Below are 18,404 nucleotides of genomic sequence, written 5' to 3'. Positions count from 1 at the left end.
GGCGCCGTTTTCATGGAAGACTTTACGTTGGGATTGTTTACTAAAACGCGTTCGTCTCATGCTCGTCTTAACGTTCCTGCGCTGGTGCAGGTGGCGGCCTTCGCCATTATTTTAATCCGCGGCCTGGATTTGCTGATGATCCTCAATCAGCTTGGCGTTCAGGGAATCGCGGATTTTGTCCATCGCAGCGTGCAGACGTGGGCGCTCACGCTGGTGTTTCTCTCAAGTCTGGTGCTGGTGTTTATTGAAATCTGGTGTGCGTTTTCGCTGGTAAAAGGGCGCAACTGGGCGCGTTGGCTGTTCTTGTTGACGCAGATTATCGTGATTGGCTACCTGTGGGCCGCGTCATTGGGCTACGGTTATCCCGAGCTGTTTAGTATTGCCGGGGAATCGAAGCGCGAAATCTTTCGCTCCCTGGTGCTGCAAAAACTACCGGATCTGCTGGTGCTGGCGATGCTGTTTGTGCCGGCCCCGTGCCGACGCTTTTTCCGTTTACAGTAACGGTGATACAATCCCCGCCCCTGTTTTTTTGAAGGTCTTGTTATGCATTGCGCACTTTATGACGCGGGCCGCTGCCGCTCCTGCCAGTGGCTGGAACTGCCGGTATCCCAACAGCTCGCCGATAAAATGGCCGATCTGCGCGCGCTTCTCGCCGATGCGCCCGTCGCTGAATGGTGCGCACCGGTTTGCGGGCCGGAAAGCGGGTTTCGCAACAAAGCGAAAATGGTGGTCAGCGGTAGCGTGGAGCGCCCGCTGCTCGGGATGCTGCACCGTGATGGCGCCCCGGAAGACCTGACCGACTGCCCGCTTTATCCGCAAAGCTTCGCGCCCGTCTTCGCGGCGCTCAAGCCGTTTATCGCCCGCGCTGGGCTCACGCCCTATAACGTTGCCCGCAGGCGCGGAGAGCTGAAGTACATTCTGCTGACCGAAAGCCGGCTCGACGGCGGTATGATGCTGCGCTTTGTCCTGCGTTCGGAGACCAAGCTTGCCCAGCTGCGCGCCGCGCTGCCGGCGCTGCAGGCGCTGCTGCCGCAGTTGAAAGTCATTACCGCCAATATTCAGCCGGTACATATGGCCATCATGGAAGGAGAGCGGGAAATTTTCCTTACCGACCAGCAGGCGCTGGCGGAAAATTTCAACGGCGTGCCGCTGTGGATCCGCCCGCAAAGCTTCTTTCAGACCAACCCTGTGGTAGCCAGCCGTCTGTATGCCACCGCTCGCGACTGGGTGCGTCAGCTGCCGGTCAACCATATGTGGGATCTGTTCTGCGGCGTCGGCGGCTTTGGTCTGCACTGCGCCACACCGAATATGCGCCTGACCGGGATTGAAATTGCCCCGGAGGCGATCGCCTGTGCGAAGCAGTCGGCGGCAGAGCTCGGCCTGCATAACCTGCATTTCCAGGCGCTTGATTCCACGCAGTTTGCCACCGGCGAAGGCGAGATCCCGGATCTGGTGCTGGTGAATCCGCCGCGTCGCGGCATCGGCGACGAGCTATGCGCGTATTTAAGCCGTATGGCGCCGGAGTTTATTATCTATTCCAGCTGCAGCGCCCGGACGATGGCGAAAGATATTGCTCGCTTGAGCGGTTATCGTATTGAGCGCGTCCAGCTGTTCGATATGTTCCCCCACACCGCCCATTATGAGGTGCTGACCCTGCTGGTTCGCGAAGTATAAACAAAATGTGAACTCTTCAGGTGCTGAAGATCGGGTAAGCTTGGCTAATCAGAACGTAAGAATAGCGGAGTGCTGCCGGTGGCAAAAAAAATCCTGTTGGTTGAAGATGATGAAGATATCGCCGCGCTGCTGCGCCTGAATCTGCTGGATGAGGGCTATCAGATAGTCCACGTGGCAGACGGGGCGCAGGCCCTGCGCCTGCTGGAAAAAGAGCTTTGGGATGCGGTGATCCTCGACCTGATGCTACCGGGCGTCGACGGTCTGGAAATTTGTCGCCGCATTCGTCAGCAAACCCGCTATCTGCCGGTGATTATTATCAGCGCTCGCGCCAGCGAAACCCAGCGGGTACAGGGGCTGGAGATGGGAGCGGATGATTACCTGGCCAAACCGTTTTCGATTCTCGAACTGACCGCCCGGGTTAAAGCGGTGTTCCGTCGTCAGGAGGCGATGGGGCAGAATCTGCTGATGGATGTCGGTCGTATCGTTAGCCATGGTTTAAGCATTGACCCCTTGTCGCGCGAGGTTAAGCTGCGCGGCGAGACGGTGGATCTGACCCCGCGTGAGTTCGATCTGCTCTACTACTTTGCCCGCCATCCGGGGGAGGTCTTTTCCCGTCTTGAGCTGCTCGATCGGGTGTGGGGCTATCAGCACGACGGCTATGAGCATACGGTCAATACCCATATCAACCGCCTGCGTACCAAAATTGAGCGCGACCCGGCGGAGCCGGACATCATTCTGACCGTCTGGGGAAAAGGCTATAAATTTGCCGTGGAGAGCAAAGAGGCGCAGCCATGATCCGTCGTCTCAGCCTCAGCCAGCGCCTGGCGCTGGTGTTTACCTCACTGCTGCTGCTCTGTGCCATAGCCGTTTGTCTGATCCAGCTGTACAGCAGCGCGCAGTACGGCAATGTCATGGTCCAGCGTCTCTCCGCCGGGCTGGCGCAGCAGATCGCCGCCCGCGAGCCGCTGCTGGACGCTCAGGGGCAGGTTGATCGCCGGATGCTGAAGCCGCTTTTTGACCGGCTGATGACCTTTAATCCCAGCGTGGAGCTGTATCTGCTTTCGCCCGACGGCGAGCTGCTGGCCGACGCCGCGCCGCCGGGGCATATTAAGCGTCAGCGCATCGATCTGGCGCCGGTGCAAACGTTCCTGTCCGGCGGCGCCTGGCCGGTGTACGGCGACGATCCGCGCAGCCTTGATAAGCAAAAGGTGTTTAGCGTCGCGCCGCTGCGCCAGGACGGCCAGCTGCGCGGCTATCTCTACATTATCCTGCAGGGTGAAACCTTTAATGAACTGGCGGCGAGCGCCTGGCAGAAAACCTTGTGGAGCCTGCTGCTGTGGACTCTGCTGCTGGTGGCCGTTCTCGGTGGGCTGGCGGGCTGGCTTGCCTGGTTCTGGGTAACGCGCCCGGTGCGTCAGCTCACCGCGCTGGTGGCAACCGACAGCCAGGACAGTATTCATGCGATCAAGGCGCTGGCGGCGCAAACCCCGGAGGCGAACCCCGGAAATGAAGTGGCTGTGCTGCATAATCGCTTTATTGAACTGGCCCGCCAGATTGCCGGGCAGTGGGATCGTCTGGCTGACAGCGATCGTCAGCGGCGGGAATTTGTCGCCAATATCTCCCACGATTTACGCACGCCGCTTACCTCTTTGCTGGGATATCTGGAAACGTTAAGCCTGAAGGCCGATCGCCTGACGATGGAGGAGAATAAGCAGTATCTGAATATCGCCCTACGTCAGGGCAACAAAGTCCGCCATCTGTCTCAGCAGCTTTTTGAGCTGGCTCGCCTGGAGCACGGCGGGATTAAGCTGCAGCCGGAAACCTTCGTACTGGCCGAGCTGGTGCAGGATGTGGCGCAAAAATTCGACCTGCCAATCGCGACGCGCAATATCGGTCTACGGCTGGAGCTGGCCACCGGGCTACCGCCGATAACCGCGGATCTCTCGATGATTGAGCGGGTGCTGACTAATCTGCTCGATAACGCCATTCGCCATACGCCGGAAGGCGGGCTTATCCGCCTGGCGGCGCGTCGCTCAGGACCGGAGTTTATCGTTGAGGTGGCCGATAGCGGGCCGGGCATCGGCAGTGAGCTGCGGGCAACGCTGTTCGAAAGGCCTTCGGTGCTGGAGCCTGGCGCGCAAAGCGCATCACGAGGAGGATTGGGGTTGATGATTGTGCGACGGATGCTGCAGCTCCACGGCGGCGATATTCGCCTGCTTGATGCGCCGGTAGGGGCCTGTTTCCAGTTTACCCTGCCGGTGTAAGGTTGCGGATTGGCCGATTGGGATACCGGTTTACCGCCGTCCGCTAACCGGTAGCCCGGGTAGGGCGTTTACGCCGCAACCCGGGGAATGCACTGGGAGTGATGCTTCGGTGCGGCTGCTTCCCGGGCCGCGCTGCCTTGACCGGGCTACGGGACCACGGCTGTCTGTAGGCCGGTAGCCCGGACAGGCGCGTGAAGCGCCGCCTTCGGGAAATGCTTACTCCGGGAACCACTGCTTGCTGATTTTGTCGTAAGTGCCGTCGGCTTTAATCGCCTTCAGCGCGGCGTTCAGTTTTTCCAGCAGCGCTTTGTTATCCGGGCGTACCGCAATGCCGAGGCCGGTGCCGAAGTACTGCGCGTCGGTCACTTTTGGCGTCGCCGCGCCCAGCTGCGGGTTGGTTTTCAGCCACTCGTTGACCACGGCGGTATCGCCAAACACTCCATCAATACGACCATTTTTCAGGTCGATAAACGCATTCTGGTAGCTATCGTAAGCCACGGTTTTCACCTCAGGATGTTTATCCTGGAGGTATTTCTGGTGCGTGGTGCCGTTTTCCATCCCGATGCGCTTGCCTTTCAGATCGTCAAAAGAGTGGAAGGCATCTTTCTTCGAGATAACCAGCGCGGAGTTGGCGTAGTACGGGTCGGTAAACGCCACCTGCTTGCTGCGCTCAGGGGTAATATCCATACCGGAAATGACCGCATCATATTTCTTAAATTTGAGCGCCGGGATCAGGCTGTCGAAAGCATGGTTGGTAAAAGTACACTCGGCTTGCATCTGTTTGCACAGCGCGTTAGCCAGGTCGATATCGAAACCGGCGATTTGGTTATTGGCGTCCATGGATTCAAACGGTGGGTAAGTTGCGGAAACGCCAAAGCTGATTTTTTCTGCGGCAGCGGCGCCAAAGGCGAAAGAGCTAAGCAGTGCGGCCATAACTAACTTTTTCATTGTGGAACTCCCGTCGGTCAATCTTATGATGTTGTGCCGTGTCTGCGGCTGGGTCTAACAATGCCATCAAATGAATTTGTATTCAATAAAGATGAATGATTATTTTTATTAATTTAAAAAAAGACGGATAATTCAGTGAACTTATCCGTCTTGGTCTGGCTACTTATGCGATTTTAATTACGTCGCTCAAACGCCAGCGCTTTATGTTCAATCAGGCGCATCAGCAGCGTCAGCAGGCCGTTGACCACCAGGTAGACAATACCGGCGGCGCCGAACACCATCACATCATAGGTACGCCCATAGAGCAGCTGGCTGTGACCCATCACTTCCATCAGGGTAATGGTGTAGGCCAGAGACGTACTCTTGAACACCAGCACCACTTCGTTGGAGTAGGAGGAGAGGGCGCGTTTAAAGGCGTACGGCAGCAGGATCGCCAGGGTATCTTTCTTGCTCATTCCCAGCGCGCCGCAGGATTGCCACTGTCCATCCGGGATGGCGCGAATGGCGCCATGAAACAGCTGCGTGGTATAGGCGGCGCTATTGAGAGAAAGAGCGATCAGCGCGCAGAGCCAGGGCTCGGAAATCAGATGCCAAAGTACCGGATACTCCTGCAGCGACGGGAACTGTCCCGGGCCGTAGTAAATCAGGAAGATCTGCACCAGCAGCGGCGTGCCGGTAAACAGCGTGATATAGCCGCGCACGATCCACACCAGCACCGGCGTTTTTAGCGTCAGGATAATGGTAAAGATCAGCGACAGAATCAGCGCCACGACGATAGAGGCCGCCGTCAGCGTCAGGCTGGTATGCAGCCCTTTTAGCAGTTCGGGTAAGTAATCAAGCATCAGCCCGGTCTCCGTTCGAAGCGCGTCGCACGCTGGTCAATACGTTTCAGGATGTATTGACTCAACAGGGTGATGACCAGATAGATTGCCGCCGCGATGATATACCAGTTAAACGGCTCCTGGGTACGGGTGGCGATGCTTTTGGTTTGCAGCATCAGGTCGTTGACGCTGATCAGGCTCACCAGCGCGGTATCCTTCAGCAGCACCAGCCACTGGTTACCGAGACCCGGCAGCGCGTGACGCCACATTTGCGGCATCACTAAGCGAAAGAAAATAGCGGCTTTCGATAGTCCCAGCGCCTGGCCGGATTCCCATTGCCCTTGCGGAACAGCCTTTAGCGCTCCGCGCAGGGTCTGCGATGCGTAAGCGGCATACAGCAGAGAAAGCGCGATAGCTCCGCAGAGGAACGGGCTGACGTCAAAATTTTCAATCTGCATCTGTACCGGGATCTGCACAAAGCCGAGATTGATCGTAAAGCCGTCAGAGAGGGTCAGCAGCAGCTGTGAGGAACCAAAATAGATAAACAGAACCACCAGAATTTCCGGTAGTCCGCGTAAAAGGGTGACAATGCCGGTTGCGAGCCAGGCGACCGGGCGCAGCTTCACCGACTCGAGGACGGCAAACAGCATCGCCAGCACCAGGCCGATGATCAGGGCGCAAACGGCAAGGCCGACGGTCATCCCGGCGGCGCTTGCTAATGGAAAAAATTCGTTCATTCAGCGTTACTTCTGGAACCATTTGTTATAGATAGACTGGTAAGTCCCATCGCTTTTTACTTTTTCCAGCGCAGCGTTAAATTTCTGCTGCAGTTCAGTATTGCCCTGGCGTAGCGCAATGCCGAGACCGGTGCCGAAGTAGTCTTTATCGGTAACTTTGTCGCCCACCGCGGCCAGCTTCGGATTGCTCTTCAGCCATTCGGTCACTACGGCGGTATCGCCGAATACCGCGTCAATACGGCCGTTCTGCAGGTCCAGCTTCGCATTCTGGTAGCTGTCGTAAGGAACGGTAGTGATTTCCGGGTGTTTGTCGGTGATGAATTTCTGATGAGTCGTGCCGTTCTGCACGCCGACTTTTTTACCCTTCAGGGCATCAATGCTGGTGAATTTACCCTGCTGGCCGACGAACAGCGCAGAGTTCTCATAGTATGGGGTGGTGAACAGCACCTGCTTTTCACGCTCAGGAGTGATGTCCATCCCGGCCATGACCGCATCGAAACGACGGAACTTCAGGCTGGGGATCAGGCTATCGAAGGCCTGGTTGGTAAAGGTGCAGGTCGCATCAATTTCTTTACACAGGGCATTCGCCAGATCGACGTCAAAGCCGACAATTTTGTTATTGGCATCGATCGATTCAAACGGAGGGTAGGAAGCCTCGGTGGCGAAACGAATGGTCTGGGCTGCGGTAGCGGAGAGGCTCATGCCCGCAAGAAGAGCGGCAATCAGTACTTTTTTCATCGTCATTTCCCCGAAAACATCAATGTGAAAGATAGTTTTTAAACGCGTCGGTCTGCGGATGCGCAAAGCAGCCTGCATCACCTTGTTCAACGATATGGCCATTTTCCATATAGACCACGCGGCTGGCTGTTTTGCGCGCCACTTCCACTTCGTGGGTGACGATAACCTGCGTAATGCCGGTTTCAGCCAGTTCGCGGATAATACTGACGATCTGGGCGGTGATTTCTGGATCGAGCGCTGCCGTGGGTTCATCGAACAGCAGAACCTGCGGTTCCATCATCAGGGCGCGGGCAATGGCCACACGCTGCTGCTGGCCACCGGAAAGATGCAGCGGGTAGCGATCGCTATAGGGTTTCAGGCGCAGACGTACGAGCAGCTTTTCAGCGCGGGCTAAAGCCTGATCTTTGCTCAAACCGAGCACGCGGCAGGGAGCTTCAATCAGATTTTGCTGCACGGTCAGATGCGGCCACAGATTGTACTGTTGGAAAACCATACCCACGTTTTGGCGCAGCTCGCGAATGGCTTTGTCAGAAGGCGCTCTGGTAAAGTCGAAATGATTTCCGGCGATATGCAGCGTACCGGAACGCGGCATCTCCAGCAGATTGAGGACGCGCAGCAGCGAGCTTTTACCGGCACCGCTTGGGCCGAGCAGCACCAGCGTTTCCCCCTGCGGGCAATCCAGCGTGATGTCGAACAGCGCCTGGTGCGCGCCGTAGAAGCAATTAATGCCGTTTAATTTAATGCTCATCTGGGCAGTCTGATACATATAGCAATTGAGGCCGCAAATAGTACCTTTGGCAGAATAGTTATGCAATATTTATGCGTTAAAAGTTAAATGTAAACCATGTTTACATTTAAAGTTAGCACAAAATATGGCTTCGTGAAGGTGGGAGAAGTCAATGTCGGCATTACCAGCGGAAATGCCGACATTTTACCGGGGTTATTTCATTCGGCCTGAGCGGACTAGTGCCCAGATTAGCGTTTTTCGAGACTCTGACGCAGGGAGCCCGCCGGCGCATGGGCGTTGTTGCCGAGGTAGCGCACGTCATCCACGGCCCAGCACTGGCCTTCCTGAATCATCAGCACTTCGTCTTTCCAGCTTTGAGTGCCCTGTTTCAGCTCCACGCGCAGGGGAATATTGCGCGCGTCGCGATTAGGGATGGTCGAGGCGCTGGCGACATCGGCGCTGTCGGCGGGCGTTGTGCTGCTTGAGAACAGGTTTGACTGCAGCAGGGCGTTGTTAGACGGGTCCTGACGCGCGTCATTCAGCAGTTTTGCCAGACCGTCACTCAGGTACGGACGCAGCGCGGTTAAATCGCTGTTGCGATGCTGCACCTGATAGTCATAAAACTTCTGCGCCACGTCATCCGGGCCGCCTTCGATGCAGGGGCCGCTGCGGGTGCCGTTATCTTTGTAGGCAGGCGTGACGGTAGTACAGGCGCTGAGCGCCAGCGCGCAGGGGAGGACTAATGCAAGAACTTTGTAGCGCATGATGATTTCCTTATGAGCTCACTACGTTAGAATATCTGTACAAGCATAGTGTATCAGATAGGGATTGTGCTTGACCCTGAGAGCTAACGCATTGAACGCTAAAGAAGGAGTTTGAACATGCAATTTTCAACTACGCCAACCCTCGAAGGTCAACCCATCATCGAATACTGCGGCGTCGTCACCGGGGAAGCGATTCTCGGCGCCAACGTATTCCGCGATTTTTTCGCCAGTATCCGCGACATCGTCGGCGGTCGTTCCGGCGCCTATGAAAAGGAGCTGCGTAAAGCCCGTGAAATCGCCTTTGAAGAACTGAGCGAGCAGGCGAAGGCGCTGGGCGCCAATGCGGTGGTCGGCATTGATATTGACTACGAAACCGTCGGTAAAGATAGCAGCATGCTGATGGTCAGCGTTAGCGGCACTGCGGTGAAGACCCGCCGATGAGAATTTGCCGGGCAGGCGTCCTGCTGGCGCTGCTGCTGGCGGGCTGCGCGATGGAAAAGGGCATTATCGATCGCGACGGCTATCAGTTGGATACGCGCCACCCGGCGCAGGCGGCTTATCCGCGCATCAAAGTGTTGGTGATCCACTACACCGCCGATGATTTCGACGTTTCGCTGGCGACGCTGACGGATAACCAGGTGAGCTCTCACTACCTGATCCCGGAGATACCGCCGCTGCACGGAGGCAAACCGCGGATCTGGCAGCTGGTGCCGGAAGAGGATCTGGCCTGGCATGCGGGCGTCAGCTTCTGGCGCGGCAGCACGCGTATTAACGATACCTCGATTGGTATTGAGCTGGAGAATCGCGGCTGGCAAAAAACGGCCGGGGGCAAAAGTTTCACGCCGTTTAATCCGGCGCAAATTGACGCTCTGATCCCGTTGGCGAAAGACATTATCACCCGCTACCATATCGCGCCGCAGAACGTGGTCGCCCATGCGGACATCGCCCCGCAGCGTAAAGACGATCCGGGGCCGCTGTTCCCGTGGCGCAGGCTGGCCGAACAGGGAATTGGCGCATGGCCGGATGCCCGGCGCGTGGCGTTTTATCTGCAGGGGCGCCCGTCATACGAGCCGGTCGACGCCGCAGCGCTGCTGGACGTGCTGTCTCGCTACGGCTATCAGGTGACGCCGGACATGACCCCTGAGCAACAGAAGCGGGTCATTATGGCTTTCCAGATGCACTTCCGCCCCGAGCGCTGGGACGGGGTTGCTGATGCCCAAACCCTGGCGATAGCCGAAGCGCTGCTGGAAAAGTATGGCCGGGGTTAATAGTGCAGCTTACCGTGGTCCTTCAACCAGGCGGCGGTACGGATAATGCCCTCATCCATCGTGACAACCGGCCGGTAGCCTAGCTCCTGCTGGGCGCGGGAGATATCAAGGGTGAAATCAAAGTTCAGCTTAGAGACGCCGTAGTGGGTAAAGGCGGGCTCTTTAGCTGACTTATTGCCAAAGCGCTCCATGCTGCGGGCAATAATATCCAGCATCGGGTAAGGGACCGAACGGATGCGGCACATTATTCCCAGCTCATCAATGAGTTTCTGTACGATGCTGTGCAGGGTTTGCGGTTCGCCGTTAGTAATGTTGTACGCGCGGGCCGAGGGCAGGAGGTCGCACTGGGGCTGGCTGGCGAGCCACATCGCGTGTACCGCGTTTTCATAGTAGGTCATATCCACCAGCGCGCTGCCGCCGCGCGGCAACAGAACGCTGCCGTAGTGCTGCATCATTTGCGCCAGCCGTGGGATAAACACTTTATCATGCGGACCAAACAGGCTCTGCGGCCGCAGGATCGTAAAACGGGTATTCGGGTTGGCCTGCGCCAGAAGATGGATCACATCTTCACTTGCCGCTTTGCTGCGGGCGAATTCGTTGGCGAAACGCTGCGGGCGAAAATCTTCCTTAACATCGCGATGATGGTGATAATCAAAATAGAGCGACGGTGAAGAGATGTGCACGAAGTTGCGCACGCCCCAGGCAACCGACCACTCGCCGAGACGGCGAGTCGCGCGGACGTTAGCTAAATCGAAGGCCTGTTGGGTGCCCCACGGCGAGGTAAAGCTGGAACAGTGCCACAGGGTGTCGATACCGGCGAGCATCACTTTGGCCTGTGAAGAGACCAGCTCGGTTAAGTCCGCAGGGACGAACTCTGCGCCCATTTTGCTCAGAAGCTTACCCATCGCTTCGTTTCGCCCGGTCGCTCTGACGCTAATGCCCCTGTTACGCAGATATTCCACCGCGTTGCGGCCCAATCCGCTGGTCGCACCGGTAACCAGTACCTTCATATCGATCCACTGTTAAACAAAAGAATTTCGTGCGCATTTTTCCGTGATTCTGACTGTGATGCAATGAGAATCATGAAAGAATTCTGCACCTATACTCTATTTGATGGTGATTTGCTCCGCCAGGTGCGCGATGCGTCGCGCCATACCGCGAAAAATAAACAGATGCGCCGGGATCATCAGCAGCCAGTAGAAAAGCCCCGGCATACCGTGCGGGTGCCACCAGGCGCGCACGTCCAGCTCGCGATGATCGCCTTTATCGCGCAGGGTAAAGCTCAGGCGGCCAAGGCCGGGCGCTTTCATGCCGAATAACAGCGTCAGCTGCTTTTCCGGTTCGACGATAATTACTTTCCAGCTGTCTACCGCATCGCCGGTTTGCAGATACGCCTTTTCCGGACGACCTTTTGCCAGCCGATGACCGACCAGCAGGTCCATCGCCCCGCGCGTTTTCCACAGAACATTACCGAAGAAATAGCCCTCTTTGCCGCCGATTTGGTTGACCACCTCCCACAGCGCGGCAAGGCTTGCGGAAGTGTTAACGGTATAGCCCGCCTGTTTCGGGTAGTAGCCGTACTCTGGCCGCCAGCGGGCGAAGGCCTGCGCATCGTAGCCCCAGTCGCTGGAGTTCACCAACTGCTCCTCTTCTTTAAGCGTGCGGCGCACCGCCTCATCAAATGCGATAAGCGGTTGAGGAATTAAGGCCCGCAGGGCGCGATCGTCGGCGATCAGATCGTGCTTTAGCCCCTGAATCAGGGCTTTGGCCGTGGTTGGCGGCACCGAGGTAATCATGTTAAGAAACCACACTGAAATCCAGCGGGTCGGGAAAGGGATGGGGATCAGCGGGCGTCGTTTGCCGCTGACCGCCATAAAGCGGATAAACTGCTGCTGATAGCTTAACGTTTCCGGCCCGGCAGCTTCAAATACCCGATGCTCGTGGGACGGATGGTCAAGCAACCGCAGCAGATAGTAGAGCAAATTTTCCAGCGCAATCGGCGTAGTACGCGAACGTACCCAGCGCGGCGGCGTCAGCACCGGCAGGTTGTAAACCATATCGCGCATCACTTCGAAGGCGGCGGAACCGGCGCCGACGATAATGCCGGCGCGAACTTCCGCCACCGGGACGCCCGATTCGCGCAGCAGATCGCCGGTGATCTGGCGAGCGCGCAGATGATCGGATTGCTCCTGCTCCGCCACTTGTAAGGAACTGAGAAAGATGACTTCGTTCACCGGTGTTTCGCGCAGCGCGTCGCGAACGTTGAGCGCGACCTGCCGCTCGTGGCGGATAAAGTCGCCGCCTTCGCCCATCCCATGCACCAGATAGTAAAGAGTGTCAGCCTGCGCCAGCAGGGCGGGTAGCGTGTCCGGCTGGTTTAAATCGAGCGAATAGCACTCGACGCCGGGGAGATGCTGCTTTTTAAGCCTGTCGATATGGCGTGCCGCCGCCAGAACGGTGAAGCCCTGCTCGCTGAGTCGTTTCACCAGATGCTGGCCGATATAACCGCTGGCGCCAAGCACCAGAATTCGCTGCGACACGCCGGACTCCTTAACGGTTTAAAAATGCCTGCCAGTGGTTAACTACCTCGGCGAGCTGCTGGCGGTTAACGTCAATATGCGTCACCAGGCGCACGATGGGCGAGGCGTTGATCAGCACCCCGCGTTCGCGCAGATACTCGCCCAGCGCGGCGGCGCGCTCTTCACCAACGCGAACAAACAGCATATTGGTATCATGACGTGTCACCTCGGCGCCAACGGCGCGCAGCTGTTCCGCCATCCACGCGGCGTTGTCGTGATCCTCTTTTAAGCGCGCGACGTTGTTCTGCAAGGCATACAGGCCCGCGGCCGCCAGAATCCCGGCCTGACGCATTCCGCCGCCGACCATTTTCCGCCAGCGGATCGCGCGGCGAATATACTCTTCGCTCCCCACCAGCAGTGAGCCTACCGGCGCGCCGAGACCTTTGGACAGACAGATGGTGAAAGAATCGCAGTATCGGGTGATATCGCGCAGCTCGCAGCCGTAGTCCACGACAGCGTTAAAAATACGCGCGCCGTCCACGTGCAGCCCGAGGCCGCGCTGGCGCGTAAATTCCCAGGCTTCTTTCAGATATTCACGCGGCAGCACTTTGCCGTTATGGGTATTTTCCAGCGATAGCAGGCGGGTGGGCGCGAAATGAATATCGTCCGGTTTGATTTTGGCCGCGACTTTGTCCAGAGGCAGGGAGCCATCCGCTGCGGCGTCGATGGGCTGCGGTTGGATGCTGCCAAGTACGGCCGCGCCGCCGGCTTCATAGAGATAGTTATGCGCGCCCTGGCCGACGATATACTCTTCGCCGCGCTGGCAGTGGCTGAGCAGGGCGACCAGGTTGGCCTGGGTGCCGGTGGGCAAGAAGATCGCGGCTTCTTTGCCCGCCAGCTCGGCGGCAAAGCGCTGGAGTTCGTTAACGGTCGGGTCATCGCCATAAACGTCATCCCCAACCGGGGCGGCCATCATGGCTTCCAGCATGGCGCGGCCCGGGCGGGTAACGGTATCACTGCGTAAATCAATCATATAAATTCCTTCTCAAGAGTTGTCTTCAATTTGTACCGGAAGTTCCAGGCTTACGCCACTCTGGAGAAGGAAAAGTCTGTTTAATCGATATTCTCCCCCAGCCCGGCATTAATCAACGCCTGTAAATTGACTATTTCCGCCGCTTTTCCGACGGGCACGCGCAGAATTATCTCATCCCCACGGCTGATGCCGAGGCCGAGGAGCTTCATTAAACTGCCCGCATTGACGAAGCGCTCCGGATGCCGCGTATGGGCAATCTCCACCGGGAACCCCAGGGCCTTAACGGTTTTGACTAATTGCGCCGCAGGTCGGGCGTGCAGGCCGCTGGGGTTGCGAATACGAATGTGTGCTTGTAGATAATTCACGATATCACTCCTCGATCAGGCGCATTTTTGTGCCAGTCGCTGTAAATTCTCCAGGCTTATGGCCAGGCTATCGAGCGGGTTGCCAGGGCAGATATCCTGTTCAACGGCGTAATATTCAACGCCGTAGCGCTCACCCCATTGCAGGATGGGCAGGAAATCAATACTTCCACGGCCAATTTCGGCTAACGACTCCGGGTAGCCGAGTGCCGGGTCGGCATAGATATCCTTCAGATGCAGGATAGGGATGCGGTATGGATATTTTTCGATACAGCTAAGCGGATTGAACCCGGCATATTTGACCCAGTAGGTGTCAATCTCCGGATAGAGGCAGCGGTTATTTTCCGGCGCCATCAGATAGTCGTGGGCGACGAGCCCATCCACTTGTGACTGAAACTCAAACTCGTGATTGTGATAACCGACGCGCCAGCCGAGCGGAGCAAGCTTATCGGCGACGCCCAGCAGCTGTGATTTAATCTCCCGGTAACCCGATTCATTCTGTCGCTCCGGTTCGAGGTAATGACAAAACATAGACTTCGTGCCGAATAGCAGCCCTTCGTAAACGACCGCATCCAGGTCATTGACCATCCTCTGCGGGCTGATATGCATTCCCGCGACCTTCAGATTGGTTTCGCGTAAGGCTTCTTTGACTTCCTCCGCGCTGTGCCCGCGCAGGCCATCTATTTGCACCGCTTTCCAGCCCATTTTTTTAACTTCACGTAATGTTCCGGCGAAGTCCTCTGTGAGCGCGTGACGCAAGGTATAGAGCTGTACGGCAAATTTTCCGTTATTCATGCTTTGTCTCCTGTTTCCAGCCAGTTAAGTTCATCAGCGCTAAGCGCCAGCGCAGCCGCGCGCAGGCAATCCGCCAATTCAGCAGGGGTTTCAGGACCGATGATTGCCGCGCAGGGGAAAGGGCGGGCCAGCACCCAGGCCAGGGCGATATTAATGGCGTTAACGTTTTTACGCTGTGCCAGCTGTTGAGCGCGACTCAATCGTTGCCAGTTGTCATCAAAACAAAAGGCGTCGACCATCTCTTGTTCCTGCGGCAGCCGGTTTGGGCCGTACAGTCCGGAAAAAAAGCCTCCGGCTTGCGATGACCAGGCAATCAGCGGGAGCTGTGTTTGCTGGTGCCAGAGCTGCATCTCTGGGTCGGCGCTAACACATCCTGGCCAGCGTGGGACCTGGCTTTGCGCAAGGCTTAATTGCGGACTATTAAAACTCAACAGCGTAAGTCCGTGGCGCTCAATAAAATTCTGCGCCTCGGTGATCCTCGCCTGAGACCAGTTTGACACGCCGATGGCGCGTATCCTGCCCTGACGGACATGTTCATGCAGGCAGAGCATTAACGATGAAACATCGACGCTGGGATCGTCACGATGCAGGGCATACAGGTCGATATAGTCCGTTTGCAGTTGTTCAAGACTGGTGAAAATGTCTTCATCGATGGCGGGTGGAGAAATGCGTGAGCGATCGGGCTCCTCGCGCGTGGGGTGACCGCCTTTTGTGGCTATCCGCACCTGCTCACGTAGGCCGCGTTGTGCAATCCACTCGCCTAATACCGTCTCGCTGGCGCGGTAGTGGCGTGCGACATCAAATGTGTTACCCCCAGCGGCGAAGAAGGCGTCCAGCAGGACAAAGGCTTCCTCCCGGCGATCCTTACATAAGCAGTTCGCCGAGCCAAGCACTAATTGGCTACAGAAAAAGGTGAAAGGTTTGCCATCGCGCCAGCCGTGCAGCGCTACCTGTTTCATCGGATCGCCTCCTGAGAGATGTCGGCGCGAGGAAGTGTCCTGTCCGTCCAGAAGGTTGTTTGCGGTAAATCACGCAGCAGGCTGGCGGGGAAATGTGGGCCGACAGGCGTGTTTATAAACTGTTCAGCGATGTCAGTTTTGTGATCACCAGTGATCATCAGCAAAACCTGTCGCGCCGCGATCAGTTGCTGAATGCCCAGAGTGATACCCTGCGTGACCGGCTGCGGGCGGTTGAAATATTTCGGGGCGACGGTGCGGGTGACCTCATCCAGCGGTTCGATATGGCTGTTTTGCTCGCAATTGACGCCTGGTTCGTTGAAACCGATATGACCATTCATTCCGACGCCGAGCACAACCAGATCCAGGCCGCCATGGGCGGCGATGACCGCGTCGATTCTTCGGCATTCATTTTGCAAATCCGCCGCTTTACCGTCAAAGAACACGATCTGTTCGTTCCTTAGAGCCAGAGGCTGAAATAACTCATCGCTCAGCGTTTGCAGGCAGCTGCCAACGTCCTCACGGCCAAGGCCGATCCACTCATCAAGGCTGACAAAGCGGCAGCGGCTAAAATCCGCCAGGCCAGCCTGCTGTGCGGCGACACAGGCGCGAAACACAGGCAGCGTGGTTTCTCCCCCCGCCAGACATAACAGGCTATCGGGCCGCTCCTGTAGCTGTGCCGCAATGCGTAAACTGATGGATTGCGCCAGTTGATCCGCCGTGTCTTGGTGATAAATATGCATACTCAGGTCCTTATTTCTCAATCAAAAATCCAGATCCAGGCTGTCGAAGGCTGCCTGACGGCTGTCCTGTTGCTGCGTTTTCTGCAGCAGGCTGCGTTCGTAAAGTCGAAAGAAGGGGTAGTAGACGAGGGTGGCGATGCCGAGGATGGTAAATCCCAGAATAACCGCGCGCCAGTCCATGGTTGAGAGGTACTGCGCCAGCGGAATGGGCGTTGCGCCGACGTTGGTGACCGGCGGGCGAACCCAACCCCAATGGAAGATGTACCAGCTCATGACGCCAATCGTCGGCGTGCCCAGCACAAAGGGAATAAAGAACCAGGGATTCCAGGCGACGGGCAGGCCAAACACAACCGGTTCGGATATAGTAAAAATAGCTGGGACCACGGCGGCTTTACCTACGGCGCGTAGCTCCTGCGAACGGCTTCGCAACGATAAGATAACCAATGCGCCAGTGATGCCTGAGCCGGAAAACCCGAGGAAATAATCCCAGAAATTCGGCGCGAACACGTGTGGGATCGGTGCGCCCGCGGCAAATGCAGCTGCATTTTCAGCCAGGTACTGGGTCATAAAGGGCAGTACCACGCCGACGATAATGGCGTAGCCGTTCAGGCCGATAAACCAGAAAATCATCTCCAGAAACGAGATCAGAAAGACGGCCTGCGGGGTATCGATGCTGTTGAAGGCTGGGGCCAGCAGGCTCATCAGCACCTGCGGTAGGATCAACCCTCCGGAAAGATTAGCGACCACCCCATGCACTACGGTGGCGGCGATCAGCGAAACCAGCAGTGGGATTATCGATTCAAATGTTTGTGCGATACCTGCGGGCAGGCCGTTGATGCGAATGGTGATGCGCTTGCGAATAAATAGCGCCATCAGCTCTACGGTGCCGAGTGAGGCGATCAGCGCGACGAATAGCCCTCGTGAATCGAGGTAATCGGTCACCATTTTGTCATCGACGATGCTCACATTCAGCATCAGGGTCGCCATAATCGAACCGGTGATGGCGGGCAGGATCGGGACCTGCATTTGCTGGGCGTGATGCCAGGCTACCGAGGCGGCACAATAAATAGACAGCAGGCCAAAGGTAAACTGAAAAGGTAAACTAATCAGGTTGTTGTAATGGTTGAACCACAGGCGGACGGCACTATCCTGAGGGAACATGCCGCCAATCCCCATTAACATCAGCGAGATGGAGCCAACCATTAATACCGCCATCAGCGCGATCATGCCATTTTTGATGGAGGAGATATGCCGCTGCCTCTCTATACGGGCTGCAACCGGCGTTAGCCAATGCTCCAGCCAGGTGATAAAGGTGTTTGCCCGGCTCATGCGTTTATCTCCTGACCCAGGCGCAGCAGAATGGCGGTTTTCAGAATATTGCCGCCGTTTATGGTGCCGTAATCCCGGACGTCGATAACCCCAATCGGACGCTGGTGTTCACGGCAAATCGCCTCTAGTTCCGCCAGGCGGTGTTTGATTTGCGGCCCCAGCAACACGACGTCAAACTCGTTGATTTTCTCGACCAGTAATCCGGCCGGATAGGCCTCAATATTGATCTTAATGGCGCGTAACTTTTCGCTATCGGCGGCGATAGCGCGCATTTTACTCACCATGACGCCGGTAGACGCGCCCAAGTTACAAACCAGCAGAATATTAAGATGCGTTAACGTTGAAAGATTCATCGCGGGCTCCGTTTAGGTGCTGATAGATTTCGATAAATTCCTGGAAAAGAGTGTGTGCCAGCAGAGCATTCATGAGTGAATCCTGTGCGTGGGCGAGTAGGGGGGAGTAGCTTGCACAGGAACCTTCGCTTTCGGCGACCAGTAAACGTGTATGCGAATTGTGGCCTTCATTCAGGCTTGCGTTGGCCTCCTGCATCAAGCGGGTGGCTTCAGAAAATTGCTGCGCCTTGCTGTACACCAGCGCCAGATGCATTTTGCTAAGCGCGTCACCGGCGCAGGCAATAATCTGGAAACTGATCTCTTCGGTATCGATGGTCGAGGTATTCACGGTGCCTCCTGTATTGAGGTATTTGTTCAAACATTCAAACATCCG

The 18,404-nt window shown here is 56.8% G+C and carries 22 protein-coding genes; 6 read left to right on the top strand and 16 right to left on the bottom strand.

Going from position 1 to position 18,404, the window contains the following annotated elements:
* The first annotated feature begins 12 nt into the window (after positions 1–12).
* The 4 genes from K7H21_RS18430 to K7H21_RS18415 all read left to right on the top strand — a co-directional run bounded on the left by K7H21_RS18430 (position 13) and on the right by K7H21_RS18415 (position 3,938).
* The gene (locus K7H21_RS18430; protein WP_004100588.1) at positions 13–501 is read left to right on the top strand and encodes a YbjO family protein; all 489 of its coding nucleotides are present in this window, start codon (positions 13–15) and stop codon (positions 499–501) included.
* Positions 502–543: 42 nt separating this feature from the next.
* The gene (rlmC, locus tag K7H21_RS18425; protein ID WP_142468774.1) at positions 544–1,674 is read left to right on the top strand and encodes a 23S rRNA (uracil(747)-C(5))-methyltransferase RlmC; all 1,131 of its coding nucleotides are present in this window, start codon (positions 544–546) and stop codon (positions 1,672–1,674) included.
* Between the two features lie 78 nt (positions 1,675–1,752).
* Complete coding sequence (locus K7H21_RS18420; protein ID WP_004130858.1) at positions 1,753–2,469, top strand: response regulator transcription factor; 717 nt, start codon at positions 1,753–1,755, stop codon at positions 2,467–2,469.
* Entirely contained in the window at positions 2,466–3,938 is a 1,473-nt protein-coding gene (locus K7H21_RS18415; RefSeq protein ID WP_112165353.1) for a sensor histidine kinase, read from the top strand. The genes K7H21_RS18420 and K7H21_RS18415 overlap by 4 nt, the downstream gene beginning before the upstream one ends.
* Before the next feature lie 216 nt (positions 3,939–4,154).
* Here K7H21_RS18415 and artJ read toward each other — a convergent pair whose 3' ends face one another.
* The 6 genes from artJ to K7H21_RS18385 form a co-directional block, all read right to left on the bottom strand.
* Positions 4,155–4,886, bottom strand: coding sequence for an arginine ABC transporter substrate-binding protein ArtJ (artJ, locus tag K7H21_RS18410; protein WP_004130862.1), 732 nt, complete (start codon positions 4,884–4,886; stop codon positions 4,155–4,157).
* Between the two features lie 173 nt (positions 4,887–5,059).
* Entirely contained in the window at positions 5,060–5,728 is a 669-nt protein-coding gene (artM, locus tag K7H21_RS18405; RefSeq protein ID WP_004130864.1) for an arginine ABC transporter permease ArtM, read from the bottom strand.
* Positions 5,728–6,444: an arginine ABC transporter permease ArtQ gene (artQ, locus tag K7H21_RS18400; RefSeq protein ID WP_049087317.1), complete on the bottom strand. Its 717-nt coding sequence runs from the start codon at positions 6,442–6,444 to the stop codon at positions 5,728–5,730. The genes artM and artQ overlap by 1 nt, the downstream gene beginning before the upstream one ends.
* A gap of 6 nt (positions 6,445–6,450) precedes the next feature.
* The gene (gene artI / locus K7H21_RS18395; protein WP_004130868.1) at positions 6,451–7,182 is read right to left on the bottom strand and encodes an arginine ABC transporter substrate-binding protein ArtI; all 732 of its coding nucleotides are present in this window, start codon (positions 7,180–7,182) and stop codon (positions 6,451–6,453) included.
* A 19-nt stretch (positions 7,183–7,201) separates the two neighbouring features.
* Positions 7,202–7,930, bottom strand: coding sequence for an arginine ABC transporter ATP-binding protein ArtP (artP, locus tag K7H21_RS18390; protein ID WP_223035277.1), 729 nt, complete (start codon positions 7,928–7,930; stop codon positions 7,202–7,204).
* Positions 7,931–8,157: 227 nt separating this feature from the next.
* A complete protein-coding gene (locus K7H21_RS18385; protein ID WP_004130873.1) occupies positions 8,158–8,673 on the bottom strand; it encodes a lipoprotein in 516 nt (171 codons plus the stop codon).
* Between the two features lie 117 nt (positions 8,674–8,790).
* On the opposite strand from K7H21_RS18385, the gene K7H21_RS18380 reads away from it, so the two are divergent.
* On the top strand, positions 8,791–9,114 hold the full coding sequence (locus K7H21_RS18380) for a heavy metal-binding domain-containing protein (RefSeq protein ID WP_004100606.1): 324 nt from the start codon (positions 8,791–8,793) through the stop codon (positions 9,112–9,114).
* Positions 9,111–9,941 (top strand): N-acetylmuramoyl-L-alanine amidase, encoded by an 831-nt coding sequence (locus tag K7H21_RS18375; RefSeq protein ID WP_223035276.1) that lies wholly within the window; start codon positions 9,111–9,113, stop codon positions 9,939–9,941. Before K7H21_RS18380 ends, K7H21_RS18375 begins: the two co-directional genes overlap by 4 nt.
* On the opposite strand, the gene K7H21_RS18370 is transcribed toward K7H21_RS18375, so the two are convergent.
* The 10 genes from K7H21_RS18370 to K7H21_RS18325 all read right to left on the bottom strand — a co-directional run bounded on the left by K7H21_RS18370 (position 9,938) and on the right by K7H21_RS18325 (position 18,359).
* Positions 9,938–10,951: an NAD-dependent epimerase/dehydratase family protein gene (locus K7H21_RS18370; RefSeq protein ID WP_223035275.1), complete on the bottom strand. Its 1,014-nt coding sequence runs from the start codon at positions 10,949–10,951 to the stop codon at positions 9,938–9,940. The genes K7H21_RS18375 and K7H21_RS18370 overlap by 4 nt on opposite strands.
* 96 nt (positions 10,952–11,047) lie before the next feature.
* Positions 11,048–12,481 (bottom strand): DUF2867 domain-containing protein, encoded by a 1,434-nt coding sequence (locus K7H21_RS18365; RefSeq protein ID WP_142446176.1) that lies wholly within the window; start codon positions 12,479–12,481, stop codon positions 11,048–11,050.
* A 10-nt stretch (positions 12,482–12,491) separates the two neighbouring features.
* Positions 12,492–13,493, bottom strand: coding sequence for a low-specificity L-threonine aldolase (ltaE, locus tag K7H21_RS18360; protein ID WP_142446175.1), 1,002 nt, complete (start codon positions 13,491–13,493; stop codon positions 12,492–12,494).
* A gap of 80 nt (positions 13,494–13,573) precedes the next feature.
* Positions 13,574–13,858, bottom strand: coding sequence for an HPr family phosphocarrier protein (locus tag K7H21_RS18355; RefSeq protein WP_157261934.1), 285 nt, complete (start codon positions 13,856–13,858; stop codon positions 13,574–13,576).
* Between the two features lie 15 nt (positions 13,859–13,873).
* Positions 13,874–14,650 (bottom strand): sugar phosphate isomerase/epimerase family protein, encoded by a 777-nt coding sequence (locus K7H21_RS18350; RefSeq protein WP_142468769.1) that lies wholly within the window; start codon positions 14,648–14,650, stop codon positions 13,874–13,876.
* Positions 14,647–15,609 carry an aldo/keto reductase gene (locus tag K7H21_RS18345; protein WP_142468768.1) on the bottom strand — a complete coding sequence of 321 codons (963 nt, stop codon included), beginning with the start codon at positions 15,607–15,609 and terminating at the stop codon, positions 14,647–14,649. The genes K7H21_RS18350 and K7H21_RS18345 overlap by 4 nt, the downstream gene beginning before the upstream one ends.
* Positions 15,606–16,349, bottom strand: coding sequence for a glucosamine-6-phosphate deaminase (locus tag K7H21_RS18340; RefSeq protein WP_142468767.1), 744 nt, complete (start codon positions 16,347–16,349; stop codon positions 15,606–15,608). Before K7H21_RS18340 ends, K7H21_RS18345 begins: the two co-directional genes overlap by 4 nt.
* 21 nt (positions 16,350–16,370) lie before the next feature.
* Positions 16,371–17,678 carry a PTS sugar transporter subunit IIC gene (locus tag K7H21_RS18335; protein ID WP_223035274.1) on the bottom strand — a complete coding sequence of 436 codons (1,308 nt, stop codon included), beginning with the start codon at positions 17,676–17,678 and terminating at the stop codon, positions 16,371–16,373.
* Complete coding sequence (locus K7H21_RS18330) at positions 17,675–18,031, bottom strand: PTS sugar transporter subunit IIB (protein ID WP_142468765.1); 357 nt, start codon at positions 18,029–18,031, stop codon at positions 17,675–17,677. Before K7H21_RS18330 ends, K7H21_RS18335 begins: the two co-directional genes overlap by 4 nt.
* Positions 18,003–18,359: a PTS lactose/cellobiose transporter subunit IIA gene (locus K7H21_RS18325; RefSeq protein ID WP_201241138.1), complete on the bottom strand. Its 357-nt coding sequence runs from the start codon at positions 18,357–18,359 to the stop codon at positions 18,003–18,005. The genes K7H21_RS18330 and K7H21_RS18325 overlap by 29 nt, the downstream gene beginning before the upstream one ends.
* Positions 18,360–18,404 lie beyond the last annotated feature (45 nt).

This window comes from Klebsiella sp. CTHL.F3a (assembly GCF_019890895.1).
In the GTDB taxonomy this organism is placed as follows: domain Bacteria; phylum Pseudomonadota; class Gammaproteobacteria; order Enterobacterales; family Enterobacteriaceae; genus Klebsiella; species Klebsiella grimontii.
Note: the sequence above shows the minus strand (reverse complement) of the source record. Positions and strands in the feature narration are given on the sequence as shown.